The 15,683-nt window shown below is 45.7% G+C and carries 13 protein-coding genes; 9 read left to right on the top strand and 4 right to left on the bottom strand.

Features of this window, described 5'->3' with window-relative positions:
* Nucleotide 1 precedes the first annotated feature (1 nt).
* The 3 genes from ON006_RS18440 to uvrC are packed head-to-tail and all read left to right on the top strand — an operon-like array spanning nt 2 to nt 5,299.
* Nucleotides 2-2,299 carry a transglycosylase domain-containing protein gene (locus tag ON006_RS18440; RefSeq protein WP_244820843.1) on the top strand — a complete coding sequence of 766 codons (2,298 nt, stop codon included), beginning with the start codon at nt 2-4 and terminating at the stop codon, nt 2,297-2,299.
* Between the two features lie 27 nt (nt 2,300-2,326).
* Nucleotides 2,327-3,466 (top strand): glycerate kinase, encoded by a 1,140-nt coding sequence (locus tag ON006_RS18435; RefSeq protein WP_244820842.1) that lies wholly within the window; start codon nt 2,327-2,329, stop codon nt 3,464-3,466.
* Nucleotides 3,467-3,490: 24 nt separating this feature from the next.
* Entirely contained in the window at nt 3,491-5,299 is a 1,809-nt protein-coding gene (uvrC, locus tag ON006_RS18430) for an excinuclease ABC subunit UvrC (protein ID WP_244820841.1), read from the top strand.
* A 6-nt stretch (nt 5,300-5,305) separates the two neighbouring features.
* On the opposite strand, the gene ON006_RS18425 is transcribed toward uvrC, so the two are convergent.
* Nucleotides 5,306-6,529, bottom strand: a complete 1,224-nt coding sequence (locus tag ON006_RS18425) for a BaiN/RdsA family NAD(P)/FAD-dependent oxidoreductase (protein WP_244820840.1) — start codon at nt 6,527-6,529, stop codon at nt 5,306-5,308.
* Nucleotides 6,530-6,642: 113 nt separating this feature from the next.
* Between ON006_RS18425 and ON006_RS18420 the strand changes: the two genes are divergently transcribed.
* From ON006_RS18420 to ON006_RS18395, 6 genes are all read left to right on the top strand, one after another.
* Nucleotides 6,643-7,695: a saccharopine dehydrogenase family protein gene (locus ON006_RS18420; RefSeq protein WP_244820839.1), complete on the top strand. Its 1,053-nt coding sequence runs from the start codon at nt 6,643-6,645 to the stop codon at nt 7,693-7,695.
* A 27-nt stretch (nt 7,696-7,722) separates the two neighbouring features.
* On the top strand, nt 7,723-9,261 hold the full coding sequence (amaB, locus tag ON006_RS18415; protein WP_244820838.1) for an L-piperidine-6-carboxylate dehydrogenase: 1,539 nt from the start codon (nt 7,723-7,725) through the stop codon (nt 9,259-9,261).
* A gap of 65 nt (nt 9,262-9,326) precedes the next feature.
* Entirely contained in the window at nt 9,327-9,593 is a 267-nt protein-coding gene (locus ON006_RS18410) for a PqqD family protein (protein WP_244820837.1), read from the top strand.
* A 4-nt stretch (nt 9,594-9,597) separates the two neighbouring features.
* Entirely contained in the window at nt 9,598-10,038 is a 441-nt protein-coding gene (locus ON006_RS18405) for a lasso peptide biosynthesis B2 protein (protein WP_244820836.1), read from the top strand.
* Between the two features lie 20 nt (nt 10,039-10,058).
* A complete protein-coding gene (locus ON006_RS18400) occupies nt 10,059-10,982 on the top strand; it encodes a serine kinase (RefSeq protein WP_244820835.1) in 924 nt (307 codons plus the stop codon).
* Nucleotides 10,975-12,069, top strand: coding sequence for a nucleotidyltransferase family protein (locus tag ON006_RS18395; RefSeq protein WP_244820834.1), 1,095 nt, complete (start codon nt 10,975-10,977; stop codon nt 12,067-12,069). Before ON006_RS18400 ends, ON006_RS18395 begins: the two co-directional genes overlap by 8 nt.
* On the opposite strand, the gene ON006_RS18390 is transcribed toward ON006_RS18395, so the two are convergent.
* From ON006_RS18390 to rsfS, 3 genes are all read right to left on the bottom strand, one after another.
* Complete coding sequence (locus ON006_RS18390; protein WP_244820833.1) at nt 12,066-13,013, bottom strand: aldose 1-epimerase; 948 nt, start codon at nt 13,011-13,013, stop codon at nt 12,066-12,068. The two genes, ON006_RS18395 and ON006_RS18390, sit on opposite strands and share 4 nt — an antisense overlap.
* Nucleotides 13,014-13,118: 105 nt before the next feature.
* Nucleotides 13,119-15,185 (bottom strand): ATP-dependent zinc metalloprotease FtsH, encoded by a 2,067-nt coding sequence (gene ftsH / locus ON006_RS18385; RefSeq protein ID WP_244820832.1) that lies wholly within the window; start codon nt 15,183-15,185, stop codon nt 13,119-13,121.
* A gap of 71 nt (nt 15,186-15,256) precedes the next feature.
* Complete coding sequence (gene rsfS, locus ON006_RS18380; protein ID WP_244820831.1) at nt 15,257-15,640, bottom strand: ribosome silencing factor; 384 nt, start codon at nt 15,638-15,640, stop codon at nt 15,257-15,259.
* Nucleotides 15,641-15,683 lie beyond the last annotated feature (43 nt).

Below are 15,683 nucleotides of genomic sequence, written 5' to 3'. Positions count from 1 at the left end.
TATGATTGAATTGCAACCCGGAAAGTATCGTCGCACCATTGTCCGCCTTTGGAAATATGTTGCAATTGGACTGGGTCTTGCTATACTTTACATAGTAGCAGTAAGTTTCAATTTTTTCTGGCTGTTCGGTGATATGCCGGATTTAAAAACACTTGAAAACCCCAAAAGTGAATTAGCCTCCGAGGTAATCAGCGAAGATGGCAAGTCACTAGGCAAGTATTTTATCGAAAACAGGACTCCGATCGAAATCTCCCAGATTTCCCCTAATCTGATCGATGCGCTGGTAGCTACAGAAGACGCGCGTTTTGTAAACCATTCAGGTATCGACCCACGGAGCTTATTGCGCGTTTTTAAAGGTGTTGTCTCCGGAAATTCAAGTTCAGGAGGTGGTAGTACTTTGACGCAACAGGTTGCAAAGAACCTTTTCAATACCCGTTCAGAAGAGTTTGAAGGCTTATTGGGAAAGATACCAGTGGTTAGGATTGTAATCGCAAAAACCAAAGAATGGGTACTCTCCGTTGTTCTGGAAAGAAAATATACCAAGCAGGAGATCATGCAGATGTATCTCAACACGGTATCATTTGGTAATAACACATATGGGATTAAAGTTGCTGCCAAAACCTATTTTAATAAAGAAGCCTGGGACCTCAATGTGACCGAAGCTGCATTGCTGGTAGGAATGCTGCAGAACCCGACATTGTACAATCCGCTACGTTTTCCGATCAATGCATTGAACCGCAGAAACACGGTACTGGCCCAAATGACGAAGTACGATTACATTCCTGAGGAAGACTTTTTAAGATATAAAGAGAAACCACTAGGTCTCGAATTCACGATTGACAGCCATAACACAGGCCTGGCGCCGTATTTCAGGGAATCCATGCGCGGGTACCTGAAAAGCTGGGTGAGGGTTTACAATGAAGAGCATGATACAAACTATGACCTGAACACCAGCGGGTTACGTATTTACACCACCATTGATTCCCGCATGCAACGGTACCAGGAGGATGCCCTCAAAGAACACATGAAGCAGCAACAAAAGCTGTTTGACGAGCATTGGAAAGGCCGCAATCCGTGGTCTTATGAGAATGGAAAAGAGATTCCCGGCTTTATCAAGACGGCGGCTAAAAGATCGCCGCATTTTATATCATTAAAGAGAGATCTAGGGGAAGAGGAAGCTTGGAAAATTATGCGTAAACCTTACAAAATGAAGGTTTTTACATGGGATGGAGAGAAGGAAATGATGATGAGCCCAATGGATTCCATTGCTTATTATAAGCGTTTCCTGAGAGCCGGAATGATGTCAATGGATCCAAGAAACGGCCATATCAAGGCCTGGGTAGGTGGTATCAATTTCAGGTATTTCAAATATGATCATGTTAAGCAAGGATCGAGACAGCCGGGTTCTACCTTTAAGCCGTTTATATATGTGTCAGCCCTGGACAAAAACTTCTTGACAACCTGTGATCACGTAACGGATGCACCGGTATACTTCGGACCTTCTGATGGTGTGCCTGGTGGATGGTCTCCGCATAACTCCAATAACAAATATTCCTACCAGTCACTGTCATTGAGACAGGCGTTAGGTAAATCGGTGAATACGGTGAGTGCTTACCTGATGAAAATGGTAAGGCCTAAAACTGTTGTCGAGTATGCTCATAAGCTGGGTATTACCAGCAAATTGCAAGAAGTACCGTCGCTTTGTCTGGGAATTAGTGACGTATCTGTTTTTGAAATGGTGGGAGCCTATTGCTCATTTGCAAATGGCGGACACCGTACGGAGCCAATGACGGTTTTGAGAATTGAAGATCGTCATGGTAATGTTTTGCAGGAATTTTTCCAAAAGCAAAATCAGGAGATCAGCGAAAATATGGCTTACAATATGTTGTACCTGATGCGAGGCGCTGTGGAAGATCCGGGCGGAACAGCTGGTCGTCTGCGCCAGTATGGCGTGACCGAAGGCAATGAAATCGCTGCTAAGACCGGTACAACTTCCAATTATTCTGATGGCTGGTTTATGGGAATGACGCAACATCTCGTGTCCGGGATCTGGGTAGGCGGCGAAGATCGCAGCATTCACTTCCGTACCATTGCACTCGGGCAGGGTGGACGTGTTGCTATGCCTGCGTGGGGAATGTTCATGCAGAAAGTTTATAATGATCAAACGCTTGTTCAGTACCGAAAAGGGCCTTTTAACAAACCTGAAAACTATGTGAGGGAATGTGGCGGCGTGGCTACGGACAGCACCGATACATATGTACCACCGTCCCGTTCGGACGACGAAGGTGTGTTGTTTTAATTTTCACTGAATACCTCTGCCAGATCCTTGAATATACTTGTAGCACCCGACAAATTCCGTGGTTCACTGGAAGCAGCCGATGTTTGTCAGGCAGTTACAGAAGGTATTTTGATGGCTTATCCGGAAGCCAATGTGACATCCATTCCATTGGCCGACGGCGGCGAAGGCACTTGCCGGATATTGACCAGCCAGGCGCATGGAACCTATGTCAAAGTAACAGTATCTGATCCGCTGGGCCGCGCGATTGAAGCAGAATACGGTTTGTCGGAGGACAGGCAAACGGCTTTTATAGAAATGGCTGCCGCTTCCGGCCTCGCCATTTTGTCTGCCACAGAACGTAATCCATTGCTAACAAGTACTTATGGTACCGGTGAACTGATCAAAGATGCGCTGGACAAAGGAGTTAGCAAAATTATTCTCGGCATTGGAGGCAGCGCGACTACGGAAGGTGGGATCGGCATGGCAGCTGCATTGGGTTGTCGGTTTTATGACAAAAGTAATAATCTGCTGTCCGCCAATGGGGCTTCTCTAAATGCAATCCATTCTATTGACATGTCCCAACTGGATGCCCGTTTAAAATCAGTCTCGGTTGTGGTTGCCTGTGATGTTACCAATCCATTGTTTGGGATTAATGGTGCTGCATTTGTCTATGGTCCTCAAAAAGGAGCCGATCCTGAAATGATCGTGACGCTGGACAATGGATTGAAAAACCTGGCCAAAGTGGCAAAGGAAACACTCGGGAGGGATGTTAGTGACGAACCTGGTGCAGGAGCTGCGGGTGGCCTCGGCGCTGGCTGCCTGTGGTTTTTAAATGCAACATTGAAAGACGGTGTCAGCATTGTAATGGAGCAAAGCAACATTACGGATATCATTGAAAACTCAGATTTGGTCATTACCGGTGAGGGGAAAGTAGACGAGCAAACGCTGGCCGGGAAAGTGGTAAAAGGCCTTGCAGATTCCTGTCAGACCTATAAAGTACCTTTGGCAGTCGTTTGTGGAACATTACAAATTACTCCGGAACAGGTACGTTCGGCGGGGATAACATACGCTGTTTCGGTTTTGACTAGACCAATGGATCTGGATCAAGCGCAGCAAGAAGCATTCGCGCTGGTTAGGGACGCAACTTTTCATCTGGTGAGGTTGTTTTTTTCAAACAGGAAGAATTGATTGCCCCAAGCATACTTACACTCAATGTCTGAATTCAATTACAAAGAAGAACTTTCTAAAATTCCTTTCGATCCGGGCGTTTACCGTTATTTTGACGAAACCGGCGAGGTTATATATGTTGGCAAAGCCAAAAGTTTAAGAAACAGGGTTTCCAGTTATTTCTTAAAAAACAATCAGCACGACCGTAAAACGAAGCGGCTCGTGAGCCAGATCAGGCGGATAGAGTACACCATTGTACTCAGTGAATGGGACGCTCTTTTGCTGGAAAACCAGTTGATCAAGCAGTTGCAGCCCAAGTTCAACATCTTGTTGAAGGATGACAAAACCTATCCTTTTATCTGTGTTACCGATGAACCGTTTCCGAGGGTTTTTCCGACCCGCAACATGGATCGGACCAAAGGTACATTCTACGGCCCATTTGCCAATTTGCGCTCCATGCATACATTGCTGGATATGTTCAAGTCATTGTACCAGATCAGGTCGTGCCAGTTACCGCTGATGAAGTCGAATATTGAGGCTAAGAAATTTAAGGTTTGCCTCGAATATCACATTGGAAACTGCAAGGGACCTTGCGAAGGTTTGCAAAGCGAAGATGAGTACAATGCAGAAATAGAGCAGGTTCACAATATCCTCAAAGGTAACCTGTCGTCCCCCCAGCAGTATTTTAAGGAAAAAATGTTAGCGGCGGCCGAACAAATGGCTTTCGAAAAGGCCCATTCATGGAAAACCAAAATCGAGCACCTTTCCAATTTTCAGAGCAAAGCGACTGTCATTAACCCACGGATCGGTAATATCGATGTATTGACTATCGTGTCGGACGAAGAGGCAGCGTACCTAAGCTTTATGAAGATCAAGCAGGGGTATATGGTGGCTACACAGACCATTGAGGTCAAGAAGAAGCTGGATGAGAGTGATATGGAAATTCTGGCTTTGATGATTGTCGAAATGCGGACAACCTATGGTTCGGAAGCGAAGGAGTTGATCTCTAATCTGAAACCTGACCTGGAAATGCGGCTCACGGTTACCGTACCTCAGCTCGGCGATAAGAAAAAGCTGCTCGATATGTCCATGAAAAATGTGATGTATTTCCGGAGAGAGAAAGCCGAGCGGCGGGAGGTAGAGGCGTCTGCCACATCATCGAAAAAGGACCGTATTCTGATCAGATTGAAGTCTGACCTTCAACTCAAATCAGTACCGCGTCATATTGAGTGTTTCGACAACTCCAACATTCAGGGTACCAATCCGGTAGCCGCAATGGTGTGTTTTAAAGAAGGAAAACCGTCTAAAAAGGATTACCGGCATTTCAATATCAAAACCGTTATCGGGCCCAATGACTTTGCTTCCATGAATGAAGTTGTGAGCAGAAGGTACCTGAGAATGATTGCCGAAGATCAGCCGCTTCCTGACCTGATCGTCATTGACGGTGGTAAGGGGCAGCTGGGTGCGGCGTGTGATGCATTGAAAAGTTTGGGCATTTACGGACAAGTACCCATCATTGGCATTGCGAAAAGGCTGGAAGAGATTTATTTCCCGGAAGATTCACTGCCATTATACATTGATAAAAAGTCGGAATCATTAAAGCTGATCCAGCAGATCCGTGACGAAGCGCACCGGTTTGCCATCACTTTTCACCGGGATAAGCGAAGCAAAAGCAGCCTGATCAGTGAAATGGAAGGGGTAGTGGGCGTAGGAAAAGTAACTGCCGCCAAACTGCTGAAACATTTCGGTTCTGTGCGTGGCATTCGTGAAAGTTCACTGGAAACATTGACGGAACTCGTAGGACTGGATCGTGCTCGGAAAGTCAGGGCCTATTTCGATGCAATGGCCGAGTAACCGGCATTATGCACCGATATTTTTACCCGCAATGTACCCGGTAGTCCAGGCATTCTGGAAATTGAAACCTCCTGTAATGCCATCAACGTCAAGTACTTCCCCTGAAAAAAACAACCCGGGAACGGAGCGGCTTTGTAATGTGTCCGGGTCAATGTCGGTCAATGCAATGCCTCCGCAGGTCACGAATTCTTCCTTAAAAGTCGTTTTGCCTTTTACGTCAAACTGGCTGTTACTGAGCAGTTCTGCAAGTCTGTTCAGTACTTTATTGGTAGCTTCCGACCAGCGCAATCCTTCATTGATCTCTGCTTTTTCAGCGAACGTTTTCCAAAGACGCGACGGTAGCCCAAACTTCGCGTGAGAAGAGATTTGCTGCTTGGGTGCTTTGGTTTTTTCCAAAATAAAGACCTCCCTGATTTGCTGCTCATTCATTTCCGGCACCCAGTTAATGCGGCAAATAAAATGGTATTCCTTCTCAGCCAGATCGCGCGCTCCCCAGGCTGATAACTTCAAGACAGCCGGTCCGCTGAAACCCCAGTGTGTAATTAACAATGGTCCGCGCCATTCATGTTTGGTACCCATAATCCTTACGTCCACGTCTTGCACGGAGACTCCGGCCAGTGGCAGAAGGTAGTTGTCGGGCGTATTGAATGTAAAAAGAGATGGAAGAGGGGGGATGATGTGATGATCATGTTCCTGCAACCAGTCAAAACCGCTTGCTTTTGGGTACCCGCCAGTCGCGATCAGAAGGCGGTCTGCGTGAATGGTTTCGTCATCGAGCTGAATGGCGAATGTGTTTGTATAATCATTCTGTATTTTGGAAAATGACTTGATATTAGTCGAAGTACGGATTGCTATCTGATGATTTTTGGCGGTTTTGATAAGACATTCAATGATGGTATGCGAGGAGTCGGACACTGGGAACATGCGTCCATCGGTCTCGGTTTTTAATTTCACGCCTCGTTTTTCAAACCAGTTAACCGTTGAATTTGCGTCAAATTGGTGTAAAAGTTTACGAAGCAATTTTTCTCCTCGGGGGTAATTTTTGATAAAAAACCTCAAATCTGACGGATTATGGGTGACATTGCATCGTCCGCCTCCTGAAATCCGGACTTTGTTCAGAACTGTCTTATTCTTTTCAAAAATGGTAATCCTGGCATCCGGATAAGTTTCAGCAGCTGTGATCGCCGCCATGAATCCGGATGCTCCTCCGCCTATTATTGCAATTTGCATGTCGCCTTTTTTAATCATACAAAAATGACATGTAAGTTTTAAAAACTGCAATTTCTTTTCATATCTTTCAAAACAGCTTCAAATATTCAAACGAAAACCATCAATAACTATACATGCAAAAAATTCTCGTTATAGGTCTTGGAAAAGTCGGCTCCCTGGTAGCCACTTTGCTCAGCAAAAGATTTGATGTTACCGGCCTGGATAAGGCGCAACCGGCAGTAGCGCTCTCGTTTCCGGTGGTGACTGGCGACATTAGTGATCAAAGTTTTCTCGATCAGGCCCTGGCTGGTTTTGACGCCGTGGTGTCCTGCATGCCTTATAATTTGAACTTACCTATCGCTCAAAAGGCTTGTGACGCAGGTATTCACTATTTTGATCTTACCGAAGATGTGGCTACTACCTCGGCGATCAGGGAAATGGCCAAAGACAGTCGCAGCGTTCTGGCACCGCAATGTGGACTTGCCCCTGGGTTTATCGGCATTGTCGGCATGGACCTGGCGAAGCGTTTTACCAAATTACGCGACATTGAATTAAGAGTAGGAGCATTGCCGCGCTATCCGAACGGATTGATGGGTTATTCATTCACCTGGTCCCCTGCAGGAGTGGTGAACGAGTATATTAATGATGCCGAAGTGATCCACAATGGAGTCCGCAAGATGGTACCTTCACTCGAAGGAGTCGAAATGATCAATATAGAGGGGCAGGAGTTTGAAGCATTTATTACTTCGGGCGGCCTGGGTACGATGTGCGAAACACTGGAAGGAAAGCTGGATACATTGAACTACAAAACCATCAGGTATCCGGGGCATTGCAGTTTGATGCGGTTTATGTTGTATGAGCTGTGCCTCAAAGACAAACGTGAACTGGTAGAGCAGATATTGACTGAAGCCAAGCCGCCTGTGCAGCAGGATGTGGTGTATGTGTATGCGGTCGTGGAAGGCTGGAAGGATAAGAGGCTGGAAAGGGAAGAGTTTTACCGCGCTTATCACCCCATTCAGATCGACGGCCAACATTGGCGCGCGATTTCCTGGACTACTGCGGCTTCCATTGCATCGGTGGTGGAAATGGTGGCGGACGGTGTGTTGCCAGGTAAAGGGTTTATCAAACAGGAAGACATCATTCTCAGTGATTTTCTTCAAACCCAGAACGGCAGGTATTTTGACTAACCGGTTTTCAGGAAAAGCATTAAAATCATGACAGATATAAAGGAGATATTGGACAGGCTGGGGATCAAGCCGGTCAATAATGGTATTAGTACCGGGCAGATAAACTGGGCTGGGAAAGGAGCAGTTATTGAATCTTTTTCACCTGTTGACGGCCAAAAAATTGCGGAAGTCGCGGCAGCGGAACGGAGTGACTACGAGCAGATTATTGAAAAATCGACCGCGGCTTTCAAGGTATGGAAATTGATACCCGCACCCAAAAGAGGCGAAATCGTACGACAGATGGGCGATGAGCTGCGGAAGTTCAAGAGTGAGCTGGGCACATTGGTAAGCTACGAAATGGGTAAAAGCTTGCAGGAGGGACTGGGGGAAGTGCAGGAGATGATCGACATCTGCGATTTTGCGGTAGGACTTTCGCGTCAGCTTTACGGGCTGAGCATGCATAGCGAGCGACCGCAACACCGCATGTACGAGCAGTGGCACCCGATCGGGGTGGTTGGTATTATCTCGGCATTTAATTTTCCTGTGGCCGTGTGGTCGTGGAATGCCATGCTTGCGTGGGTTTGTGGGGACGTGTGCGTATGGAAACCGTCTGAGAAAACACCTTTGACTGCATTGGCCTGCCAGCATATCATTGAAACTGTGTTGAAAAATAATGAGGTACCGGAAGGCGTATCCTGTATCCTGACGGGTGGACGTGAATGCGGAGAATGGCTGGCCAATGATCCTAAAATCGCACTGGTGTCGGCCACAGGCAGTACTCCAATGGGCAGATCGGTGGGAGAGGCAGTCGCGCGGAGGCTTGGGCGGAGCTTGCTGGAACTCGGTGGTAACAATGCGATCATCGTCACACCTTCTGCGGACCTGAATGTGGCGGTTCCGGGGATTGTATTCGGGGCGGTGGGCACCGCTGGGCAGAGATGTACTTCTACCCGACGGATCATTGTTCAGGAGGATATATATGAGGAAGTGAAAAAGCGATTAGTAAAAGCATATGCCCAGTTATGTATCGGGAATCCCTTAGAAACTCACAACCATGTCGGCCCATTGATTGATAAATCGGCTGTAAAGCAGTATCAGGAAACCGTTCGGAAAGTGAAAGAGGCCGGTGGTACATTTATTGTTATGCCCGAAATCCTGAGTGGGGAAGGTTATGAGTCGGGATGTTACGTCGCGCCGTGTGTTGCCGAGGTCGCAAACAGCTACGCGATTGTTCAGCACGAGACGTTTGCTCCCATTTTGTATTTGATCAAATATAGAGATCTCGACGAGGCAATAGAGATTCAGAATGATGTTCCGCAGGGCCTTTCTTCGGCCATTTTTACGTTAAATATGCGCGAATCCGAACAATTCCTTTCCCAATCGGGATCGGATTGTGGTATTGCCAATGTTAATATAGGTACCTCGGGCGCGGAGATTGGAGGTGCTTTTGGAGGTGAAAAAGAAACGGGAGGTGGCCGGGAATCAGGGTCGGATGCATGGAAAGCATACATGCGCCGACAGACAAACACGATCAACTATGGAACGGCCTTGCCTCTTGCGCAGGGAATAAAGTTTGAGATTGGGTGATTAAAATTTTTAACTTTGTGTCAGGAAAGAGCACATTATAGTAAGTACAGCCCCATTCTCTTATCATGAAATATCAGTTAACGTCAGACCAGATTTCCTCGAAAGTAGCAGGTGAAACAGTTATTTTAAATCATAACAAAGGTGCATATTTCGGATTGGATGAAGTGGGGGTTCTGATCTGGGATACATTGGAAAAGGGGCCGCAGACCATTGATTCCCTTTGCGATGTAGTGACTCAGACGTACGATGTGGATATGGATACCTGCAAGGAAGACATTGACAGCCTTTTGAAGGACCTTATTTCGGAAAAATTGGTCGAAGAAATTAAATAGACAGTTGGGAAAAGCAAGCAGATACATCGGTAAATGGAACAGCTTGTCCGGTTACGGGAAAACTACCTTCCTCAAATCGGTCTTCTGTTTGCTATGGATCAAAGCGGGATTGTCGTTTTTACCTTTTTCAACATTCCGGAAGTTTTTCCACAAGCTGACAAGTAATCAACGCATTAATGAGTATTCACAAGATCAGATTGACATTACGGTCTGGGCGGTGGATACGGCGGCAAATTTACTTCCATTTGAATTGCTATGTTTGCCAAGAGCCCTGGCTACCAAGTATCTGTTACGAAAGGCCCCATCATTAACACTTGAAATAGGAGTTGAAATTAATCCGGCCAAGAAATTTGAGGCGCATGCCTGGATAGAAAAAAATGGCACCATTATCATGGGAAACTGGCCGACATCCGTTTCCTACCAGCGCCTTTGGGTGTGGGATTAACCTACTTTTAAACGACACACATGTATTTTTATAAAGCCTTCGGTTTAAATATCCATTCTGAAATCATATTGCCGGAGCTGAGCGACGGGGATCGTACCGTAAATGCAGATCTCAACATCCGGGCCGCAACTTTCACGCTACCATCATTAAAAAATACGCAAATTTATCGCCGGGGTGTTAAAGCTTCGTTTGGTCAAAATGAAGGAAAAGAGCTATTTCTATACTGGAAAGGCATAGCGGCTTTCAAAGTAACTGATGGCAATTTACTGCTGGTCTCTCCCGAAACAGAAGACGAAAATCTGATCAGTTTGTTTACGGTAAGTGAAGCACTGGGGCTTATTTTGTTCCAGCGTGGGTACTTTCTGCTGCACGCCAGCTCTGTGATGGTAGGAGATGAAGCCTGGTGTTTCATGGGAACACCGGGTGCCGGAAAGTCCACAACTGCCGCAGCTTTTATCAAAGCAGGATGTAAACTACTTAGCGACGACCTGACTGCCATTAGTTTTGACGGGCAAGGAGTGGCTTGGGTGATTCCTGCCTACCCACAACTCAAAATTTGGGACAATACAGTGAATGGTCTCGAGTATGACAAAGCCAGCCTGCAACCTGTGAGCGAGGGTGTCAATAAGTTCTCATATCAGCCCAAATCAGGGTTTCAACAGAAGCCCGTAAAGTTGAAAGAGATTTATTTTTTACACAAGGCAAGAAATAAAAAGCCGCTGTCCGCGCTCTCAGGTCCGGAAATTCCGATTGAAACACTTAAAAATTTCCCGCTGCCGATTGGTCTTCTCAATGATGAATCATTAAAGAGGCATTTTCTGCAAAGTTTTCAATGTGTAAAATCGGCAGATATGTGGCGAAAGAGGAGGCCCCAAGGTTTTGCAAAACTGGAAGAATGGGTGAATGAGGCCGTTAGCGAGGTTAATGTACAAATGCATGAATAGATCCCTTGCACCCGAGCTTTCCTTATTAGTCGCATCGTGTCTGCATATTGAGTATGAAGAGCGCCGGCTGATGGATTCGAGGCACTTGTTCAATCTCCTCTACTACCATCAAATCCGCCCGGTTTTTCTGTCTTACATTCATGAGAGAGGAATAGATGTTAACTTTAAACAGAAACTAACGAATGACTGCCAGCATATCACATTCTCAAATATGTTGTGCGCCCAGGAACTGGTTCGGGTCGATAAGCTATTGACTGCCAAAGACATTACTACCTATGCGTATAAAGGTAGCGTGTGGGCCGACTGGCTTTACGGCAACGTCGGGCAAAGAGAATTTGGCGACATTGATTTGCTGATACCCAAAGAAGATTTTGCAGAAGCCATCGAAGTTTTGTCAAACGAAGCAGGTTATCTGGCAGACGATTACCGCAAATACTTGCTGGAAACGCCCAAAATGAGAAAGCGTTTTTTCAGAACTGATTATCACATTCCAATGCTCAGAGAAACCGGAGACTCTACTAATGTCCTGGAAGCACATTGGGAAATAGCTTATCCCAGGCTGCTTTTCACATTCCCGTCCGATGAATGGAGCCGGTATTCCGAGAAATATATGTTACTGGGCAAAGAACTGAATGTGTTTCAAAAGGAGTATCAGTTTTTGATTTTGCTTGTTCACCATGGCGGCAAGGAACAATGGAAAAAACTCAAATATATTGCTGACCTGGCTGCCTATATGTTCAGGTACGGTCATCTGACTGACTGGGAAAAGGTTACGGCGCTGGCGAAGGAGAAAGGTATTTACAGCCTTCTGACATGGAGTTTAGGCATTTTGAAAGCACTATGCCTTCCCTGGAAAAAGGAATGGCCTCAACAGATCGTTTCTGTTGAGGTTACTTCGTTGATTAAACAATGGGAGACCGCACCGCGGCTACCTTCCAATTCTACCTGGCCGTACTTCAAGCATGGATTGGCCATTCATGACGGTTTCAAACACAAAAGTGCCCTGATTTTCGAGCATCTGAAGTATTTCTCTGAATGGCAGCTTCTTTGGCACAAAGCGGCCTGGTATAAAAAGAAACAGTCCTAAGCCAGGTTTACAGTAATTGTTCCTGAAATGGTTTGCCCAGGTGCAAGAATGTTCAGTCCGTCGCCGGAGTTGAATGAATCTACATTTGCTGTCAATGGCTCAATGGCTACACAATCGCGAGCGGGTGGTGTGTACAAGACCAGAAAGTTGAACTTACCTTCACCTGTTTCCTGACTGATTCGCAATGTAACATTTTGGTTTTCAGAGATTAGTTCGGTAACTGCATTGCCGCTTTCCGGTGCCACGATGAAACAGTTATCAAAAGCTTTTCTGTAAAGCAAAGTTGGCTTTTCGAGGTAGAACGGCTCTTTGCCCGTCGGGATCTGATTGGAATCAAAGGTAACGATTTCGTTGGATGGAATGCTTACTTTCCATGCATCGGCCATTTCATCGCCTATCTGAAAGTAAGGATGCCAGCCGAACATGACCGGGCAGGGCTGCGAATCATTGTTCCTTGCCTCATAATGCAATGTAAATCTTCCGTCAGCGTGTAGCGTGTATTCAACCGAAAAATGCACCTCGAATGGATATCCTTCTGTTTCATTCAATGTGAATGATAATTTCAATGAAGCATAATCAGCGTGAACGGATTGCTCTTCCAGATGAAAGTTCTTTTTACGAACCAGGCCATGAATAGCGTTCAGTCCACCAGTTTCATTTTTTGCAAGCTGATATGGCTTTCCAAGAAACCTGTATTTGCCATCGGGAATGCGGCTTGCAAATGGAAAAAGCAGCTCGCTGGCGCTTTTGGCATCTTGCACCAGCCCGTGCGGGGTAGGTGGGGTTTTAAGGACAGAAAAAAGTGTCAGGTTTTTGCGCAGGGAGAGCTGACGAACAATCCCTCCCAGTTCAGGAACAATGACGCACCGGTTTCCAGTGGACGCTTCCTGAATAATGTACTCTGTTAATTCGCCGAATTGTTGTTTAAATATCTCGAATGGCATTGCAATGCAGGTTTGGATATAGGTTTTAGTAAGTGACGCAAAAATAATAGCCGGACAGTATTAATGTCCGGCTATCAATTTATTTATTATGAAATTCGGTCCAGGCTAGTCGTTGGTAACGTCTTTGCCAGCGACTGCCATTTCTTCTTCTTTTCCTTCTTTACCCTCTTTTTCCAGAGTTTGTTTCACAACTTCCTCGTGGATAGCTGCTTCCTCGTTGGAACGACGGTTAATATATGCCTGATAGCTTGTTTCCTTTTCGTAAGGACGCTTACCGATCAGTTTTTCAAGATCACTTTGGAAAAGAATCTCTTTTTCCAGCAATTCTTTGGCCAGTACTTCGAGTTTGTCTCTTTTTTCCATTAAAAGGTTTTTAACGAACTGGTAAGCCTGATCAATCAGTTTTCTTACTTCTTCGTCAATCGCCTGTGAAGTTGATTCGGAGTATGGTTTTGTAAATGCGTAATCGCTTTGTTTGGAGTCATAGTAAGATATGTTTCCGATTCGCTCATTCATACCATACATTGTCACCATGCTGTAAGCCACTTTCGTTACTCTTTCAAGGTCACTCAATGCACCGGTCGAAATTTTTCCAAACACTACATCCTCAGCTGCACGACCACCCAGTGTCATACACATTTCGTCAAACAGCTGCTCTGTACGATACAAATACTGTTCTCTTGGCAGATATTGGGCATAACCAAGTGCAGCTACACCACGGGGAACAATCGATACTTTCACCAAGGGATCAGCGTGTTCCAGGAACCAGCCTGCTACTGCGTGACCAGCTTCATGGTAAGCAACGATCTCTTTCTCTTCTGGAGAGATCAGTTTGTTTTTCTTTTCAAGACCACCGATCACACGGTCCATTGCATCCTGAAAATCCTGCATGGTCACCTCGTCGCGGTTACGGCGTGCGGCGATCAGGGCAGCTTCGTTACATACGTTGGCGATCTCTGCACCCGCAAAACCCGGTGTCTGGGAAGAAAGTTTTTGAATGTTAACGTCTGTTGCCAGTTTCAATGGTTTCAAATGCACTTTGAAAATAGCTTCACGACCAATAACGTCTGGCTTGTCAACGGATATCTGGCGGTCAAAACGGCCTGGACGAAGCAATGCCGGATCCAGTACGTCGGGACGGTTGGTTGCAGCTACGATGATAATGCCTGAATCGGTGGCAAAACCGTCCATTTCAACCAACAGGGAGTTCAATGTGTTTTCACGTTCGTCATTCGAACCTGGCATTGCGCCGCGGCCACGGGAGCGACCAACGGCATCGATCTCATCAATAAAGATGATACAAGGCGCTTTTTCTTTGGCTTGCTTGAAAAGGTCACGAACACGTGCGGCACCTACACCCACGAACATTTCCACGAAATCGGAACCTGAAAGTGAGAAGAATGGTACGCCAGCTTCGCCCGCCACTGCTTTTGCCAACAATGTTTTACCTGTTCCCGGAGGGCCTACCAGGAGTGCACCTTTTGGAATTTTCGCACCCAGCTTCTTGAATTTGTCCGGGCTTTGAAGGTATTCAACGATTTCTTTAATTTCTTCTTTGGCTTCATCAAGGCCAGCCACATCGTTAAAAGTGATCTTAACCTTGTTCTCAGCATCAAACAATGTAGCCCGTGAGCGGCCAATGTTGAAGATCTGGCCACCGGGCCCAACTCCTCCTGACATTCTGCCAAGGATGAAGTACATCACCAGGATCATTACAATGAAGAAACCCCAGGTTCCAAGGAAACTGGTCCAGTCATTACGTGTATCCACTACAAAAGGCACTTTGTCGTCGTCAGGAACACCTTCCTGCATTTTGTCAAAATCCTTCTTGAATGTTTCAGCTGATGTTACCTGGAATTGATAATGTGATGCAGACTCACCTCCGAAGTAGTTATTTTCTTTTGCAACAACTTTGTATTTATCAAGTTTTAGCGCCTCTGGTTTCAGGGTAACTTCCACCGATTTATCATTTACAATGGTAACCCTGTCCACTTCCTTATCTGCCATCATTTTTTCGAAACGCTTCTGAGTGGTTTCGCGTATTGTTGATGTTCTGTTAAGGTAAGTAATTCCCAGTATAGTGGCGATCAGAGCGGCTATAATCCAGCCTTGATATCCTTTTTGAGGACTTTTAGGACTGAGAGGCCCTCTTTTGTTATCGTTTTCGGACATTCTGTGTATTAATTAAGAGGAAATATATTAAACAACATTTCCGGGAGGGCAAATGTTACCCTTCCGGTCCTTTATACCATAGAATCTTCCAGGTATGTCACCTCTGCATCTCCCCAAAGTTCTTCCAGATCGTAATGCTTGCGACGGTCTTTGTTGAATATGTGGACAACCACGTCCACGTAGTCAATCAAAATCCATTCTCCATTCGCCTTTCCTTCTTTCTGCCAGGGTTCAGTTTTGGACATTTTGTAAACTTCGTCTTCAACCGAATTGGCCAAAGCATCTATCTGGGTGTCGGAGTTACCCGAACAAATTACAAAAAAATCAGTTATTGAATTTTTAACTTTTCTGAGGTCAAGAATTGTTATGTCCAGGCCTTTCTTTTCTGTCATTCCTTTTGCTACCAGCTCCGAGAGATCTTTTGAGGATAGTTCTTTATTTTTGCGTTCTTTCATGCGTAGATTAATTCCTTTTCTAAACCCTAAAGTAAAACAAAAA

Origin of the sequence: Dyadobacter pollutisoli, assembly GCF_026625565.1 — a bacterium.
In the GTDB taxonomy this organism is placed as follows: domain Bacteria; phylum Bacteroidota; class Bacteroidia; order Cytophagales; family Spirosomataceae; genus Dyadobacter; species Dyadobacter pollutisoli.
Note: the sequence above shows the minus strand (reverse complement) of the source record. Positions and strands in the feature narration are given on the sequence as shown.